The sequence below is a fragment of the Sphingopyxis sp. genome, assembly GCF_016793825.1.
Taxonomy (GTDB): Bacteria; Pseudomonadota; Alphaproteobacteria; order Sphingomonadales; family Sphingomonadaceae; genus Sphingopyxis.
The window spans coordinates 19,241-34,284 of sequence record NZ_JAEULM010000052.1 but is presented as its reverse complement, the minus strand read 5'-3'; the positions used below and the strand labels follow the sequence as shown (position 1 = coordinate 34,284).

The 15,044-nt window shown below is 65.2% G+C and carries 14 protein-coding genes; 9 read left to right on the top strand and 5 right to left on the bottom strand.

Annotated elements, in window-relative coordinates; translation table 11 throughout:
• Positions 1 to 25 precede the first annotated feature (25 nt).
• Complete coding sequence (locus JNM03_RS18280) at positions 26 to 448, bottom strand: CoA-binding protein (RefSeq protein WP_294039073.1); 423 nt, start codon at positions 446 to 448, stop codon at positions 26 to 28.
• Entirely contained in the window at positions 448 to 1,425 is a 978-nt protein-coding gene (locus tag JNM03_RS18275; RefSeq protein WP_294038864.1) for an Mrp/NBP35 family ATP-binding protein, read from the bottom strand. The genes JNM03_RS18280 and JNM03_RS18275 overlap by 1 nt, the downstream gene beginning before the upstream one ends.
• Positions 1,426 to 1,516: 91 nt before the next feature.
• Between JNM03_RS18275 and hflK the strand changes: the two genes are divergently transcribed.
• The 6 genes from hflK (at position 1,517) to JNM03_RS18245 (ending at position 7,858) form a co-directional block, all read left to right on the top strand.
• On the top strand, positions 1,517 to 2,671 hold the full coding sequence (gene hflK, locus JNM03_RS18270; protein WP_294038862.1) for an FtsH protease activity modulator HflK: 1,155 nt from the start codon (positions 1,517 to 1,519) through the stop codon (positions 2,669 to 2,671).
• Positions 2,668 to 3,528, top strand: a complete 861-nt coding sequence (hflC, locus tag JNM03_RS18265) for a protease modulator HflC (protein ID WP_294038860.1) — start codon at positions 2,668 to 2,670, stop codon at positions 3,526 to 3,528. Before hflK ends, hflC begins: the two co-directional genes overlap by 4 nt.
• A 115-nt stretch (positions 3,529 to 3,643) precedes the next feature.
• The gene (locus tag JNM03_RS18260; RefSeq protein ID WP_294038858.1) at positions 3,644 to 5,140 is read left to right on the top strand and encodes a Do family serine endopeptidase; all 1,497 of its coding nucleotides are present in this window, start codon (positions 3,644 to 3,646) and stop codon (positions 5,138 to 5,140) included.
• Positions 5,141 to 5,261: 121 nt separating this feature from the next.
• Positions 5,262 to 5,630, top strand: a complete 369-nt coding sequence (locus JNM03_RS18255) for a VOC family protein (RefSeq protein ID WP_294038857.1) — start codon at positions 5,262 to 5,264, stop codon at positions 5,628 to 5,630.
• A gap of 105 nt (positions 5,631 to 5,735) precedes the next feature.
• Positions 5,736 to 7,304 (top strand): helicase HerA-like domain-containing protein, encoded by a 1,569-nt coding sequence (locus JNM03_RS18250; protein WP_294039071.1) that lies wholly within the window; start codon positions 5,736 to 5,738, stop codon positions 7,302 to 7,304.
• A 110-nt stretch (positions 7,305 to 7,414) separates the two neighbouring features.
• Entirely contained in the window at positions 7,415 to 7,858 is a 444-nt protein-coding gene (locus JNM03_RS18245) for a hypothetical protein (RefSeq protein ID WP_294038856.1), read from the top strand.
• Positions 7,859 to 7,924: 66 nt separating this feature from the next.
• Here JNM03_RS18245 and JNM03_RS18240 read toward each other — a convergent pair whose 3' ends face one another.
• Entirely contained in the window at positions 7,925 to 10,627 is a 2,703-nt protein-coding gene (locus JNM03_RS18240; protein WP_294038855.1) for a M1 family metallopeptidase, read from the bottom strand.
• A gap of 123 nt (positions 10,628 to 10,750) precedes the next feature.
• On the opposite strand from JNM03_RS18240, the gene JNM03_RS18235 reads away from it, so the two are divergent.
• Both JNM03_RS18235 and JNM03_RS18230 read left to right on the top strand, forming a co-directional pair.
• On the top strand, positions 10,751 to 12,037 hold the full coding sequence (locus JNM03_RS18235) for a cytochrome P450 (protein WP_294038854.1): 1,287 nt from the start codon (positions 10,751 to 10,753) through the stop codon (positions 12,035 to 12,037).
• A gap of 118 nt (positions 12,038 to 12,155) precedes the next feature.
• Positions 12,156 to 12,545, top strand: a complete 390-nt coding sequence (locus JNM03_RS18230) for a hypothetical protein (RefSeq protein WP_294038852.1) — start codon at positions 12,156 to 12,158, stop codon at positions 12,543 to 12,545.
• Here the strand turns inward: JNM03_RS18230 and JNM03_RS18225 are convergent.
• Both JNM03_RS18225 and queF read right to left on the bottom strand, forming a co-directional pair.
• Entirely contained in the window at positions 12,542 to 12,952 is a 411-nt protein-coding gene (locus tag JNM03_RS18225; protein WP_294038850.1) for a thioesterase family protein, read from the bottom strand. The two genes, JNM03_RS18230 and JNM03_RS18225, sit on opposite strands and share 4 nt — an antisense overlap.
• A gap of 45 nt (positions 12,953 to 12,997) precedes the next feature.
• Entirely contained in the window at positions 12,998 to 13,468 is a 471-nt protein-coding gene (queF, locus tag JNM03_RS18220; protein WP_294038849.1) for a preQ(1) synthase, read from the bottom strand.
• A 127-nt stretch (positions 13,469 to 13,595) separates the two neighbouring features.
• On the opposite strand from queF, the gene JNM03_RS18215 reads away from it, so the two are divergent.
• Positions 13,596 to 14,963: a hypothetical protein gene (locus tag JNM03_RS18215; RefSeq protein WP_294038848.1), complete on the top strand. Its 1,368-nt coding sequence runs from the start codon at positions 13,596 to 13,598 to the stop codon at positions 14,961 to 14,963.
• Positions 14,964 to 15,044: the final 81 nt, after the last annotated feature.

The window sequence follows — 15,044 nt, the reverse complement described above, 5'->3', positions numbered from 1 at the left end:
GAGCGGTGAATCGGCGCAAAGAAATTCAGCGCAACAGGCCGAGGCGCGGAATCTCGATCTTGGGGCAGCGGTCCATGGCGACGACCAGTCCCGCCGACACGGCCCGCTTTGCCGCAGCCTCGTCGATGACGCCGATCTGCAGCCAGACGGCTTTCGCGCCGTGGACGATCGCTTCGTCGACCGCCGCACCGGCGTCGGCACTGTTCCGGAAGATATCGACGATCTCGGCTGGCGGTTCGACGTTGGCGAGGGTCGCGACGACCGGCGCGCCATGAATCGTGCTGCCGGCATGGCCGGGGTTCACAGCGATCACGTCATGACCCTGACGGATCAGGAAAGCGAGGACCTCGTTCGACGCGCGCGCGGGATTCGGCGAGGCGCCGACGACGGCAATGCGGCGCGGACTTGCCAGCAGCTCGCGGATTTCGGCGTCGTCGTTGATGGCCATCATTTACCCTTCCTTGCGTCGATCCAGGCGGCGACCTTTGCCGCTATGGCGTGGAACGATTCGCCCTGCGGGTCGGTTCCGGCCGCAGGCGGAACTCCGCCGTCACTCGCCAGACGGATTCCCATCGACAGCGGAATCCGGCCCAGGAAGTCGAGGCCCATCACGCCCGCCGCCGCTTCTGCGCCGCCGCTGCCGAAAGGATCGCTGACCTCTCCGCAGTGCGGGCAGGCATAGCCGGCCATATTCTCGACAAGCCCGATCATCGGCACGTCGGCCTGTTCGAAAAAGGCGATCGCGCGCGTTGCGTCCATCAGGGCGAGATCCTGCGGGGTCGATACGATCACCGCACCCGCCGGCTTGTGGCGCTGGATCATCGTCAACTGGACGTCGCCGGTCCCGGGAGGCAGGTCGACGATCAGGGTGTCGATATCGCCCCAGCTTGCATCGACAAGCTGTTCGAGCGCCTTGCCCGCCATCGGGCCGCGCCAGGCGATCGCCTGGCCCGGCGCCGCGATCTGCCCGGTCGACAGCATTGGCACGCCAAAAGCGTTGGGAACCGGGATCAGCTTGGATCCCCGCGCTTCGGGCTTGACGCCTTCGCTGTCCATCAGCCGTGGCTGCGACGGGCCATAGATGTCGGCATCGACCAGCCCAACCTTCACCCCGCGCCGTTGCAGCGCGACCGCCAGATTGGCGGCGAGCGTCGATTTGCCGACGCCGCCCTTGCCGCTGCCGACGGCGATGATCGTGAGGCCGCGTCGTTCGGCGGTCATCGCGACGCGCACCGACGTCACGCCCGGCCTCGCGAGCAGGCCGGCACGCAGCTTTTCCTCCAGCGGGGCGCGCTCCTCGGCCGCCAATCCCGTGACATCGAGGACGATCGCGAGTGTTCCGCCGTCATCGAGGAAACGAAGGCCGGAGGTGCGGCCGCCGCTAAGATCGGTAGCGATGCTGGCGAGCGGAGCAGTGTCTGTCATGTCCTGCGCAGATAGGGATGGCGCGGACGATTGCCAGCCATTTTCGCTAGCCCCCCTGTTAATCGCGCAGACCCTCCCTATAAAAGCAGGCATGATGAGCGAAAATGACGGCAACATGGAAGGCCGCGTCCCAGGGGGGCTGCGGCAATTTTTCCACCGGATCAGCCTGATGGCGAACAGTCCTTGGGGCCCGAAGGGCGGCAAGGGCGAAGGGGGCGATGGCAAGGACGAGGGGACCGAACGTCCTGGTCCGCGCAACCCGTGGGTGACGCCCGACCCCGCCGGTCCGGCTCGTCCGCGCAAGCCCCGTGGTCCGTCGGCGCTCGACGAACTGCTCCGCAAGGGACGCGGCGGTTTCGGCGGCGGCGGTTCGGGCGGCGGCAACAGCTTCAATTTCGGCGATTCGGCCAGGGTGTGGAAATGGGGCATCGGCTCGGTCGTCGTGCTGTGGCTCGTCTTTTCGTCGGTAAAGATCATCGGCGAAGGACAGGCCGGCGTCGTGACCACGCTTGGCAGCTATTCGCGGACGATGGGGCCGGGCATCAATTTCAAGCTTCCCGAGCCGTTCGAACGCGTGCAGATCGAGGATGTCCAGTCGATTCGCGAGTTGAAGATCGGCGCGACCAGCAATGATTCGCAGAATTTCGTGCTGACGCAGGACCAGAATATCATCAACCTGGGCTATGAAGTGCGCTGGCGGGTACGCGATCCGCACCAATATCTGTTCCAGATCGCGGATCAGGAAAATACGATCCGCGAGGTCGCCGAAAGCGCGATGCGCGCGACAGTCGCCAATTATACGCTGACCGACGCGATCGGTCCGCGCCGTGCCGGTATCGAAAGCGAAGTGCGTGCGCGCATGCAGCAGTTGCTGGACAAATATCGCGCAGGCGTGACGATCGAGGCGATCCAGTTGCAGCGGGCGGTGCAGCCCGAGCAGGTCACCGACGCCTTCAACAAGGTGACGGCGGCGCAGCAGGAACGCGAATCGAACATCAACGAGGCCGAGGCCTATGCCAGCGCGCAGCTCGAACGCGCGCGCGGTGCGGCGGCCGAGTTCGACAAGCTGTACGAACAGTACAAGCTGGCCCCCGAGGTGACCAAGCGACGCCTCTATTATGAAACGATGGAACAGGTGCTTGCCCCCGTGGACAAGGTGATCGTCGAATCGGGCGGAGTGACGCCCTATCTTCCGCTTCCCGAATTGCGGCGGCGGGCCGCGCCGGTCACGGAGGGTGGACAATGAGCTTTTTCGATACCGTCCTCTCCCGTCCTCTCCGGCTGATATTCGGCCTCGTCGTGCTCCTCGTGATCGCCAGCCTGACGCTGGTGATCGTCCCCGAGGACAAGCAGGCACTGATTATCCGTTACGGCCAGATCAACAGCGTCGTGAACCAGTACAAGCCCAACGAACGCTTCGGCAGTTCGGGCGCCGGACTGGTCGCGCGGATTCCCTTCTTCGATTCGGTCGTGTTTTTCGACAAGCGAATCCTTGGCGCCAACATGCAGAATGAGCGCGTGCTGACGACCGACCAATATCTGCTTGAGGTCGACGCTTTTGCGCGGTTCCGGATTACCAATCCGTCGCGCACCTACACGTCGATCCGCAGTGAGGAGAATCTGAAGGGCCAGCTGACCTCGATCCTCGGATCGTCGCTTCGCAACGAGCTTGGCAAACGCAGCTTTGCGTCGCTGCTTTCCGCCGAGCGCGGTAATGTGATGACCAATATCCAGAACGCTCTGAACCGCGAAGCGCGGCGATATGGCGCAGAAGTCATCGATGTGCGTATCAAGCGCGCCGACCTGCCCGCCGGCACGCCGCTGGACGCCGCGTTCAACCGGATGCGGTCGGCGCGTGAACAGGAAGCGGTCGCGATCCGCGCGCTTGGCCAGAAGGAAGCGCAGATCATTCGCGGCAACGCCGATGCCGAGGCGGCGCGCATCTATGCCGAAGCCTATGGCAAGGACGCGCAATTCTACGATTTCTACCGCGCGATGCAGAGCTATCGGCAGACCTTCCTCGGCGACACGGCGAAGAACGCCAACAATTCGATCATATTGTCGCCGAACAGCGAATATCTGCGCCAGTTCCGGGGAAATTGAACAATATGAACGGTGCGTGCAACCGCCGTTCATGTTCAAACGTCGTTCAGCCTGCGGTGAGCAGATAGCGGCCTGCCGGGGTCAGAGTTTTCGCAAGAGAAAAGGAATTGCGATCGTGCGTTATGTTTATGGCATCACTTCGGCCTTGCTGGTGGGTGGCACCGCGCTGGCGCTCGTCACCCAGTCGCCCGTCATCGCGCAGGTCGCGCAGAATGAAAGCAGCGAGATCGCGAAAGCCGTTCCGCGCGCCGGCGCGCCCGAGAGCTTCGCGGACCTCGTCGAGCAATTGCAGCCCGCGGTGGTCAATATTTCGACCAAGCAGGAAGTCACGCTGGGCGTTAGGCTCGATCCTTTTGCGGGAACGCGCGAACCCGTCACGCAGGAACAGCAGGGCGGCGGATCCGGCTTTCTGATCTCCGACGATGGCTATATCGTCACCAACAACCATGTCGTCACCGGCGGCCCGCGGGCCGAGGCGGTGAATCAGGTCACGGTCACCCTGACCAACGGCAAGGAATATAAGGCGCGGATCGTCGGTCGTGACGCCGCGTCCGACCTGGCGCTGCTCAAGATCGACGCGACGGGGCTGCCCTTTGTGAAGTTTGCCGACAGCAGCCGCGCGCGCGTTGGCGACTGGGTGGTCGCGATCGGCAATCCGCTGGGCCTTGGTTCGACGGTGACCGCGGGCATCATCTCGGCCGTGCAGCGCAACCTGGGCCAGGGCGGCGCCTATGACCGGTTTATCCAGACCGATACCGCGATCAACCGCGGCAATTCGGGCGGTCCGCTGTTCGACCTTCATGGCAATGTCGTCGGCATCAACAACATGCTGATCTCGCCGGTCGGCGCCAATATCGGCGTCAATTTCGCGATTCCCGCCGAAGCGGCGATCCCGGTGATCAATTCGCTGCGCGCCGGTCAGAAGATCGAGCGCGGCTATCTTGGCATCGGCATCGCGCCGGTCGACGAGGATCTGGCCGCGGCGCTGGGCCTGCCGAAGGATCGCGGCGAATTCGTCCAGCGCGTCGAGGATGACGGCCCGGCGGCGAAGGCCGGCCTGAAACGCGGCGACGTCGTGACCAAGGTCGATGGCAAGGACGTGACGCCGTCGCAGACGCTGTCGTACATCGTCGCCAATACCAAGCCCGGCGCGCGCATCCCGCTGGAGGTGATCCGTGATGGCAAGAGCACGACGATTTATGCCGTCGTCGGCACCCGCCCGCCCGAAGAGCAGCTTGCCGGTTCGAATTTCGATCCCGAGGACGAGCAGGCGACGCCCGACGATCCGAAGGGGGCCGCCGACACGACGATCCAGACCACACTTGGCCTGGCCGTGCAGACGCTGACCCCCGATATCGCGCGCGCGGTCGGGGTCGACGCCGGCACCAGGGGGCTCGTGATCGGCGCCGCTTCGGCGAACAGCGATGCCGGTCGCAAGGGGCTGCGTCGGGGCGACGTGATCGTCAGCGCCAACCGTACCCCGGTGACGTCGAGCGAAGCGCTTGCAAAGATCGTCAGCGATGCGAAGTCGGCGGGCCGCGAAGCAGTGCTGCTGGAAATCCTGCGGCGTGGTGGGCCCTCTGTCTTCTTCGCCATCCGCGTAAAGCCGTGAGCCTTTCGCGTCAGCGGTTCGAAAGGGCGCTGCGACCAACGGGTCCGGCGCCCTTTTTCTTTGCCCCCAAGGCAAAATGTTCCTATTATGTTCGACATCATTTCGAGTCGGGAGAAGAAGAATGATCGGGTATGTCACGCTGGGCACGAGCGACCTCGCCAGGGCGGCGGTCTTTTACGACGCGATCGCGGCCGAACTGGATACGCCGCGGATGATGGAGTTCGACGGCTTCATCGCTTGGGGCAAGCCGGGCGGTGGTGCGGGCATCGGCCTGACCAAGCCGTTCGACGGCAATCCCGCGAGCGTCGGCAACGGCGTGATGGTAGCGTTGGAGGCGAAGGACGAGGCGCAGGTCCAGCGGCTCTATGACATCGCACTGGCCAACGGCGGGACGAGCGAAGGGGAGCCGGGGCCGCGCGGCGAGGGATTCTACGCCGGCTATTTTCGCGACCCCGACGGTAACAAGCTCAATGCCTTTGTGATGGGGTGAGCCCCCGCGCTGTTCGCTTGATTTCCTGCCCCTCCGCTCTAGACCTTTGGACAGGTGCCTGAGTGGAGGAAAAGCGCAGTGAGCGATGGCGGCGAAGCGACCGAAATCTATATTGGCCTTGGCGGCGGTGGAGCGCCCGACGGACCGCGCCAGTCGCTGGTCCTGAAACGGGCGAACCGCCACGGGCTGATCGCCGGCGCAACCGGCACCGGCAAGACCGTGACCCTGCAGGGCCTGGCCGAGGGCTTTTCGGCGGTCGGCGTGCCGGTCTTCGTCGCGGACGTGAAGGGCGACCTGTCGGGCCTGGCGATGGCGGGAAGCCCGACGTCGAAAATGCACGAGATCTTTGCCAAGCGCGCGGCCGAGATCGGCGACACCGGTTGGGCTTATCGCGACAATCCGGTGATCTTCTGGGACCTGTTCGGCGAACAGGGGCATCCGATCCGCACTACCATTTCCGAAATGGGGCCGCTGCTGCTGGCGCGATTGATGGGGCTCAACGAAGTGCAGGAAGGGGTTCTCGCGATCGCCTTTCGTGTCGCCGACGAGCAGAATCTGTTGCTCCTCGACATGGGCGATCTGCAGGCGATGCTCGTTTGGTGCGCGGAGCATGCCGATGAGCTGACGACAAGATATGGCAATGTGTCGAAGGCGACGGTAGGCACGATCCAGCGCCAGCTTCTGACGCTGGAAACGCAGGGCGGCGATCATTTCTTTGGAGAGCCGGCGCTCGACATCCAGGACATGATCCGGCTTGACGAAAATGGCCGCGGCTATGTGAACATCCTCGCCGCCGACAAGCTGATGGCAAGCCCGAAGCTCTATGCGACCTTCCTGCTGTGGCTCTTGAGCGAAATGTTCGAGACGCTTCCCGAAGTCGGCGATCCCGACAAGCCGAAGCTCGTCTTCTTTTTCGACGAGGCGCACCTGCTGTTCGACGATGCGCCGCCGGCGCTGACCGAGAAGATCGAACAGGTTGTCCGCCTGATCCGGTCGAAGGGCGTCGGGGTCTATTTCGTCACGCAGAACCCGATCGACGTTCCCGAGACGATCGCCGGGCAGCTTGGCAATCGTGTCCAGCATGCACTGCGGGCCTTCACGCCGCGTGACCAGAAGGCGGTGAAGGCCGCCGCCGACACCTTCCGCCCCAACCCGAAAGTCGATGTCGAACGCGAGATCACCGAACTCAAGGTCGGCGAGGCGCTAGTCTCGCTGTTGATGGCCGATGGCGCGCCATCGCCGGTCGAACGGACGCTGATCAAGGCGCCCTGTTCGCGTGCGGGGCCGCTGGAGGCCAAGGAACGTGCGATCATTCAATCGATATCGCCGGTTGCGGGCAAGTACGACACCGTGGTCGATCGCGAGAGTGCCGAGGAGCTGCTCGCCGCCAAGGCCGAGCAGGCGCAGGCGGCGGCGATAGAAGCGAAGGCGCAGGTCGAGGCCGACAAGCAGGCCGCGATCGCCGCCAAGGAAGACGCGAAGCGCAAGGCGGCGGAAGAGCGCGTTCGCCTTCAGCAGGAAAAGGTCGCGGCACGCGAAGCCGCGAAGCCGAGCTTTACCGAAAAGATGGTGCAGTCGGCCGCGCGCTCCGCGGCGACGAGCATCGGGCGGCAGGTCGCGGGCAAGTTCGGCGGTCAATTGATGCGGGGCATTCTGGGCAGCCTGTTCAAGTGACTGTCGGTATCTTTCTTTCCATCACTCCGGCGAAGGCCGGGCTCTCAACGATGCAATGTGACGCACTGGCGAGATCCCGGCCTTCGCCGGGATGACCAGAGGAGGCTCTGATGGAACGGGATGTCCCGTCGATGGAGGCGAGCCTGGCCGCCTCTGCCGACGTGGACATGCGCCTGCCATTGTTCGAACGCTTCTTTGCTGCTTTCCCCGAACGGCGCGCGAGCTTCATTTCGGTCGATGCCGCCTCGCGGCGGATGACTGACGAGACGCTGGAGATGATGCTGGGCCTTGCAAAAGGCGAAGGTTGGGTGTGGCCTCTCGTTGCCGAACTGGTCTTCACCCACCGCAGCTATGGTGCGCTGCCGATCGCCGAATATGACGCCTTCATCGACATGACGGTCGCGCAACTGGGGGATGCCGCCGGCGATGCCTGGACGGCGGAAGCGGCATCGGCGTGGCAGCGCAACGCCGACGCGCTCAAAGCCATGATCCGCAAGGCGCGCGCCCAATGGAAGGCGGCGATGCCGGCGGGCGCGCCGCAACTCGCGGACTAGGGTCAGGCCCCTAAGCTTGGCCGCCACCCCCGCTCTGGCAGGGGTGACGGCCCAAGGATGGCGTGGTTACTTCGCCTTCAGCCAAGCGGCGATTTCGCCCTTGATGCGCGGACGGCTGACGCTGCGTTCCTTCAGGGTCGCGATCGTTTTGTCATAGGGCTTGCGGGCGTCGGCCGGCAGCGGCGCCGCGATGCCTTCGAGCTTCGCGATCATCGCCGGATCGTTCGACGAGGCCGCGAGTCCAGCAAGGAAGCGAGCGCGAGCGGAGGCGTCGATCAGCCGGTCGACCGCGACTTGGTTCTTCTGCGCGAAATCGACCGCCAGTTCGGCGTGATTGCGCGCGGCCGCGCCGATGATCGCGGCGCTGACGGTCTTGCCCGGCTCGTCGGTGAGCGCGAGGTCGAGCGCGCGTTGCGCGAGTTTGGGATCCTTTGCATTGCCGAGCAGCGTGTAGAAGGCGCTGCGTTCGACCGCCGACTTCGATCCCTTCGCCATCGCGCGCAGCTTGTCCCATTCGGCGGCGCTCGTATTCGAGGCGACGATACCGAGCCAGCGGGATTTCAGCGGTCCGTCGAGCGCGGCGGGATCGGTGTCGAGCAGCGCGAAGCGGCGGCGCGCTTCTGCCAGCACCTTCGCATCGCCCATCGTGCCTAGTGCGCCGAGCAGTTCGGACCGCAGGATGCTGTCGAGCGCCGGTTCGCCCGGCCGCGCGTCGAAACCAAGCCGCCGCATAGCCGGCGCCAGAGCGGCGCTGGCGCGTGCGGCGATCTGTTTCTGCACGGCGGGCTGGTCGTCGAAATAGCCATAGAGGATTTCATAGCGTCCGGCCGCATCGCCAAGAACCTTCTGGTTTGCGCCTGGCGGCGTGACGGCCAGCAGGTCGAGCGCGGCGCCCATCGGCTGATAGCCTGCATTGGCGAGCGCGAAATTGTCGCCGAGCAGCCCGAGCTGGTCGATCGGCGCGAGCGACGTGAAACTCCCCTTCAGCGCGCCGAGCGCCGCGGGCGAATAGAGCGTGCGATAATAGCCCGCCTGCCCCGCGTTGATCAGCACCGGGCCGCATCCGGGCAGCGTTAGCGTGGTCGCACCGCCCGTAACGACCTGCCGCGCCACCGCGCCATTTCCGGCGCGTGCCAGCACCGGAACCCGCCAGCGTCGCCCGTCGGCATCCACGCGATCCTTGCGGTCGCGCGAAAATTCGCTCTGGACAAGCTGGACCGTCGTTTGGCCGCTTGCGCAGGTGATGCCGCCGACGCGGAGCAGCGGAATGCCGGGCTGGTTGGTGAAATCATGCGCGATCGCGGTCAGCCCTTTTGCCCCCGCCGCTTCGACCGCGTTCCAGAGATCGTCGGTGCGCGTGTTTGCATATTTGTGCTTCGCCATATAGGCGCGCAGACCGTCGCGCCACACATCCTCGCCCGCGTAGGATTCGAGCATGGTGATGACGGCCTCGCCCTTCTGATAGGTGATCGCGTCGAACGCCTGGTTCGTGTCCTCGACGGTGCGGATCGTCTGGACGATCGGGTGCGTCGTCGCGAAAGCGTCGAGCGTCATCGCGCGTTCGCGCCCGTCGACGCGGTCGAGCAGCGGTTGCCAGTCGGGGTGGAAGTGATCGCTCGCCTTGGTCTCCATCCAGCTTGCGAAGCCTTCGTTGAGCCACAGGTCGTCCCACCATGCCATGGTGACGAGGTCGCCGAACCATTGGTGCGCCACTTCGTGGGCCTGCGTGGTGTAAATCTGCTGTCGGGTCGCTTCACTGGTGATCCTGGGATCGTCGAGCAGGATGCGTTCAAAGGTGAAGATCGCGCCCCAATTTTCCATCGCGCCGAAGAACTGCGACTGGCCGGGCCCCGCCACATTGTCGAGCTTCGGCAGCGGATAGGGTTGGCCGAAATAGTCGCGGTAGTAAGTGAGAAGCGGACCGAGGCTGTCGAGCGCAAAGCGCGCCTGTTCGCCCGAGCCCTTGGGCGAGACGATGCCGACCTCGGCGCCGCTTTCGCTCTTTTCGGCGAGTCGCTCGAAACGGCCGGTCGCGAAGAAGAGCAGGTAGGACGACATCTTCGGCGACGTCTGGAAGACGACGGTCTTCTTGCCGCCGACGGCCGGGGTTTCGCTCGCTACCGGCATATTGCTGACCGCGAGGTCATCGGCGGGCACCGTTGCGGAAAGGCTGAAGGTCGCCTTGTAACTCGGCTCGTCGAAGCTGGGCAGAAAACGGCGCGCATCGGGCGCCTCGAACTGGGTGAACAGCCCGCGCACGTCGCCGCCACCCGTCTTGTCGGGATAATCGAGCGCGAAAAGGCCGTTCGCCTGCGTGTTGATCACGCCGGTGTAGGCGGTTGTCAGGCGATATTTTCCGGGCGCGAGCGGCGTAGGGGCGGTAAAGGTCGCGGTCTGTGCGGTCCCATCGGTGGCCACGGTCAGCGCTATCGGCCGGCCGTCGACGCCGGTCAGGCTGGCGCTGGTAAAGCTCAGGTCGAGCGCGTTCAGGGTCAAAGTCGCGGAAGGTTCGTACAGCTCAAAGTCGATCCCGGCTTCTCCGGTGAAGGTCAGCGCCCCGGCGTCGGGCGTCACGCTGACGTCATAGTGCAGCGGCGCGGCAATGCGCGGCAACTGGCTGGGCACGCTCGCATCGAGCGGAGCGCCGGTGAACACCGGCTCGGCGGCTACGGGCGCGGCAACGGGTTCGATCCCCGGCTGCGCGGCGCAGGCGGCAAGGCCGAGCGACGAGACGGCGGTAATAAGCAGATGACGAGTTGAATATTTCATGGTTGCGATCCCCGGTATAATTTGGGCGCTGCGCTACGCCCCTGTGACATGGAGCCGCGCGTTCTTTCGGCAGGCGGCCGATGGCTCTCGACAGATGACACGCGATCAGGCAGTTTTGGTTTCATGACAAAACCTATATTGCCTGGAGAGGTAGCCGCCGCCGTCGTCAATCCGGTCGCCTATGGCGAGTGGGACGGGCTTCACCGACACCTTGCGTGGGCCCGCGCCAACGCGCCGCTCGCTGTTGCGGAGAACGACGACCACGACCCTTTCTGGCTCGTCACGCGGCATGCCGACATCATGGCGATCGGCCGCGATCCGCAGCGCTTTGCAAGCGGCATCCGTCCGACCGTGCTGACCAATCGCGACGGCGAGGCGCTCGCACGGGCGGCGACACCGAACAACGACGGTCATCTGATCCGCTCGCTGGTGCAGATGGACGCGCCCGACCACATGAAATACCGGCTGCTGACGCAAAGCTGGTTCATGCCGAAGAATCTGAAGATCGTCGAAGACCGCGTTCGCCAGATCGCGCGCGAAACGGTCGAACGGATGCTGGCGGCGGGCGAGACCTGCGATTTCGCGCGCGACGTCGCGGCGCATTATCCGCTGCGCGTGATCATGGACATATTGGGGGTCCCGGCCGAGGACGAGCCGCGCATGCTGATGTTGACGCAGCAGCTTTTCGGTCCGACCGATCCCGAACTCAACCGCAGCCGCGAAGCGATCACGAGCGCCGAACAGGCGATCGCGATGCTCCATTATGTCATCGCCGATTTCGAACAATATTTCGGCGCGCTGACCGCCGACCGCCGCGCGAACCCGCGCGAAGACATCGCGACGGTGATTGCCAACGCGATGGTCGGCGGCGAGCAGATCCCCGATCGCGAACTCGCCGGCTATTACATGATCATCGCGACCGCCGGGCACGACACGACGAGCGCATCGACGGCGGGTGCCATGATGGAACTGGCGAAGAACCCGGCGCTGTTCGAACGCTTTCGCGGTTCGGACAGCGAGAAGGCGGGGCTGATCGAGGAAGCGATCCGCTGGACCACGCCGGTGCAGCATTTCATGCGCAGCGCGAGGGAGGATGTCGACATCGGCGGCCAGACGATCCGCGAGGGCGACTGGCTGATGTTGAACTATGTCTCGGCCAACCGCGACGAGACCATTTTTGCCGACCCGTTCGTTTTCGATCCCGACCGCGAGAAGAACCAGCAGATCGCGTTCGGCTTTGGCGCCCACGTCTGCCTTGGTCAGCATCTGGCGCGGATGGAGATGCGGATCCTGATGGAGGAGTTGTTGCCGCGGTTGCAGCGCCTCGAACTTGCTGGCGAGCCCGCGCGGGTCGAATCGGCGTTTGTCGGCGGACTGAAACGCCTGCCGCTGCGTTTCGAGGCGGTGTAGGATCCTTTAGCCCTGCGCGTGTCCACGAATTGCGACGCACGCCCGGGCATTTAGCGCTTTGTGATCGCAGGATGCCATGCCAAGGCAAGGCGTGGGTCGATTTCTTGTGAGGGAATCGATGAAATATACGATATTGGCTGCGGCGCTTTTGCTCGGTGCCGCCGCGCCGGCGGCCGCGATGACCATCGACGCGGACGAACGCGAGCTTTACGACGACAGCGTCCAGTGCATGGCCTTTTACGGTATCATGGCGGGCCTTGGCGGCGACAAGGATCCCGAAGACCCCAAGGCTGCCGCGTCGGGCACCAAGTTCCTGGCGGTCGCGACCGTCCTTGCGGATGAGGACAAGGACCAGATCCAGGCAGACCTCAACAAGCAGATCGCGATGTTCGGCAAACTTGCCGAGCAGCCGGACAATCCCGCGAACCTTGAGAGGTTACGCGAAATCAAGGACAGCTGCGAATTCATGGAAACGCTCGTCGATGCGATGATCGCGGGGTCGAGTTAGGGTTTTTCGGCCGGAAAGAAGCGCGCGATCACGTCGCTCGCGAGGCGGGCGGGGCGTAGCGTTTCGGCGTCGATGCAGCACCAGCTCGATTTGACTTCGGCCAGCACTTCCTCGCCGCGCTTGATGATCGTTTCATAGAAAGCGCGCGCGCCCTGGACTTTCTCGAGGATCACGGTTGCGATCACCTGATCGTCGAGGAAGGCGGGGCGGCGATACGTGATCTCGTGCTTCAGCGCGACCCACAGATGCGCCGCAACTGCATCGGGCGGCGCGATGTGACGCCAGTGCGACAGGACCGCTTCCTGTACCCAACTTAGATAATGGGCGTTGTTTACATGCCCCATGAAATCGATCTGGTCGGCGCCGACCTTGATGTCGTGGTCATGCGGGAGCGAAGCGGCGGTCATAGCGCTGACATTAGTGTCAACAATTTGTGACGGAAAGATGAATCTTCAACCGCGTCCACGGTAGGGCGCGACGCCCTGGTCGGGAAGCCACAAGCCCTCCGGCGGCGGGCCCGATTGCCAGAAGACGTCGATGGGAATCCCGCCGCGCGGATACCAGTAACCGCCGATGCGAAGCCAGCGCGGCCGCATTTCGTCGAACAGGCGGCGCCCGATGCCGACGGTGCAATCTTCGTGGAAGCCGGCATGGTTGCGAAAGGCGCCGAGAAAGAGCTTGAGGCTTTTCGATTCGACGATCGTTTCCCCCGGCGCATAGTCGATCACGAGGTGCGCGAAATCGGGCTGGCCGGTGACCGGGCAGAGCGAGGTAAACTCGGGCGCGGCGAACCGGACGAGATACAGATCGCCCGTCCGCGGGTTCGGGACATAGTCGAGGATCGCGGCGCCGGGTGAGGCAGGCAGTTCGCTGGACTGGCCAAGATGTTTGGGTGCGAGCGGCGCGGGGGTAGAATCGGACATGGAAACCCTCTAGGGACGCGCGCGGCCGATGTCATCCGGTGGATACGCAGCATCGGCGCGAAATCGGGGTTCAGCGCCAATTCAGTGGTGCTGCCGAATGAGTGGTCTCGGGATTGCGGGTATCAGAATGACGGTGCGGACGATCGGACAGAGGGACAAGGCGGCGCGGTTGTCGCTGGGCGCGTTGGCGGCATCGCTTGCGCTGATCACGCCCGCCACGGCGCAGCAAGCCGATACGCCCGCCCCAACGCCGACTCCCTCCTCGACCTTCCGGCTGCCGCCCGCGAACGATGGCCGCACGCCGGGGGTGCAGGGGCCGACCGACAATAATATTCCGCCGCTGGGGCCGCGCGATCGCGCCACGCCGACGCCGACGCCAGCCCCCGCGCCGACCCCGGCGCCGACGCCAGCGCCGCCGGTCGTTGCGACGCAGCCCGCGCGGCCTGTTTCGACCCCGTCTGCCGCGGCCGCGCCCGCTCGCCGCGATGCGTCCGCCACCACGCCGCCACGCCAACCGCAACCCGCATCGCGCCCGATCGATTCGGCGCCGGTCTCCCCGGCATCGGCGAACCCGGCGGACACGCCACAGCCTGCCGACGATGCGTCCGCGACGGCTGCGCCGGGATTTTCGAACGATCCGACCGCGCCGGTCGCCGTTGCGCCGCCGTCCGACAGCGGCGCCGCCGCATCGCCATCCGGCGGTGCAGGCGGTGCGCCGATCTGGGCGTGGCTGCTCGCAGGGCTTGCCGCGGTGGGTGCCGGCGTCTGGTACTGGCGCCGTCGTCCGGCGATAGCGGCCGATGCCGCGGCGGATTTTGACGATCCGGCGGCTGCCCCCAACCCGTTGCCGCGCCCCGCCACGCCTGCTCCGGCGGCACCCCGTGCCGCTTCGACCCCGCCCCCGCCAGCCCCGCCGTCCGTACCAGCCCGCACGGCGCCGCCGGCCGCCTCGCCGCTCGTCACCCGGCCGGCGGACGAGCAGCGGGCTTCCGTGTCGATGGCGCTGGATATCCGGGGAATCCGGATGACGAGCGACCAACTGATCGTCGCTTTCGCGCTCAATCTTGCCAATCAGGGGCCCGTCGCCGCGACCGGGCTTATGGTGCGGATCGCGCTGAATCAGGGCTCCGCGATGACCGAGCCAGTCCTCGCGCGCTTCTTCGACGGTGCGGGCGGCAGCGTTCTTCGCGACGACATGACCCTCGCGCCCGGCGCGGGCGAGCAGCTCAGTACCGAAGTGATGCTGCCCCGCCTGGCGGTCGAACCGTTGATGGTCGGGGGGAAGCCTGTGCTTGTGCCGGTCATGGCCTTCGACGTGACCTATCATTGGGATGGTGAGGGGGAGGCGTTCGGGCAGAATGCCGGCACCTTCGTCCTCGGCCGCGAGCAGGGTGCGAGCGGGAGCGAGAAGCTTGCGCCGCTGCCCCTTGATCATCCGAACTTCGTCGTGAACCGTCCGGCGGCACGGACGACCGCGATCCGGCGGGTGCTATAACCCGATCGCCAGCCTCCGATCGCTCGGGATGGCCGCTTTTTTGTTGCGGCGCAGCATCGACTGGGGCAGACCGCGACCGCG

What these genes read in the sequence shown, in the direction of transcription:
- JNM03_RS18230 (WP_294038852.1), top strand. Translation starts at nt 12,156, where the DNA reads ATGAAATATACGATATTGGCTGCGGCGCTTTTGCTCGGTGCCGCCGCG.
- JNM03_RS18215 (WP_294038848.1), top strand. Translation starts at nt 13,596, where the DNA reads ATGACGGTGCGGACGATCGGACAGAGGGACAAGGCGGCGCGGTTGTCG.
- JNM03_RS18245 (WP_294038856.1), top strand. Translation starts at nt 7,415, where the DNA reads ATGGAACGGGATGTCCCGTCGATGGAGGCGAGCCTGGCCGCCTCTGCC.
- JNM03_RS18225 (WP_294038850.1), bottom strand. Translation starts at nt 12,952, where the DNA reads ATGACCGCCGCTTCGCTCCCGCATGACCACGACATCAAGGTCGGCGCC.
- JNM03_RS18255 (WP_294038857.1), top strand. Translation starts at nt 5,262, where the DNA reads ATGATCGGGTATGTCACGCTGGGCACGAGCGACCTCGCCAGGGCGGCG.
- JNM03_RS18275 (WP_294038864.1), bottom strand. Translation starts at nt 1,425, where the DNA reads ATGACAGACACTGCTCCGCTCGCCAGCATCGCTACCGATCTTAGCGGC.
- JNM03_RS18235 (WP_294038854.1), top strand. Translation starts at nt 10,751, where the DNA reads ATGACAAAACCTATATTGCCTGGAGAGGTAGCCGCCGCCGTCGTCAAT.
- queF (WP_294038849.1), bottom strand. Translation starts at nt 13,468, where the DNA reads ATGTCCGATTCTACCCCCGCGCCGCTCGCACCCAAACATCTTGGCCAG.
- hflK (WP_294038862.1), top strand. Translation starts at nt 1,517, where the DNA reads ATGATGAGCGAAAATGACGGCAACATGGAAGGCCGCGTCCCAGGGGGG.
- hflC (WP_294038860.1), top strand. Translation starts at nt 2,668, where the DNA reads ATGAGCTTTTTCGATACCGTCCTCTCCCGTCCTCTCCGGCTGATATTC.
- JNM03_RS18280 (WP_294039073.1), bottom strand. Translation starts at nt 448, where the DNA reads ATGGCCATCAACGACGACGCCGAAATCCGCGAGCTGCTGGCAAGTCCG.
- JNM03_RS18240 (WP_294038855.1), bottom strand. Translation starts at nt 10,627, where the DNA reads ATGAAATATTCAACTCGTCATCTGCTTATTACCGCCGTCTCGTCGCTC.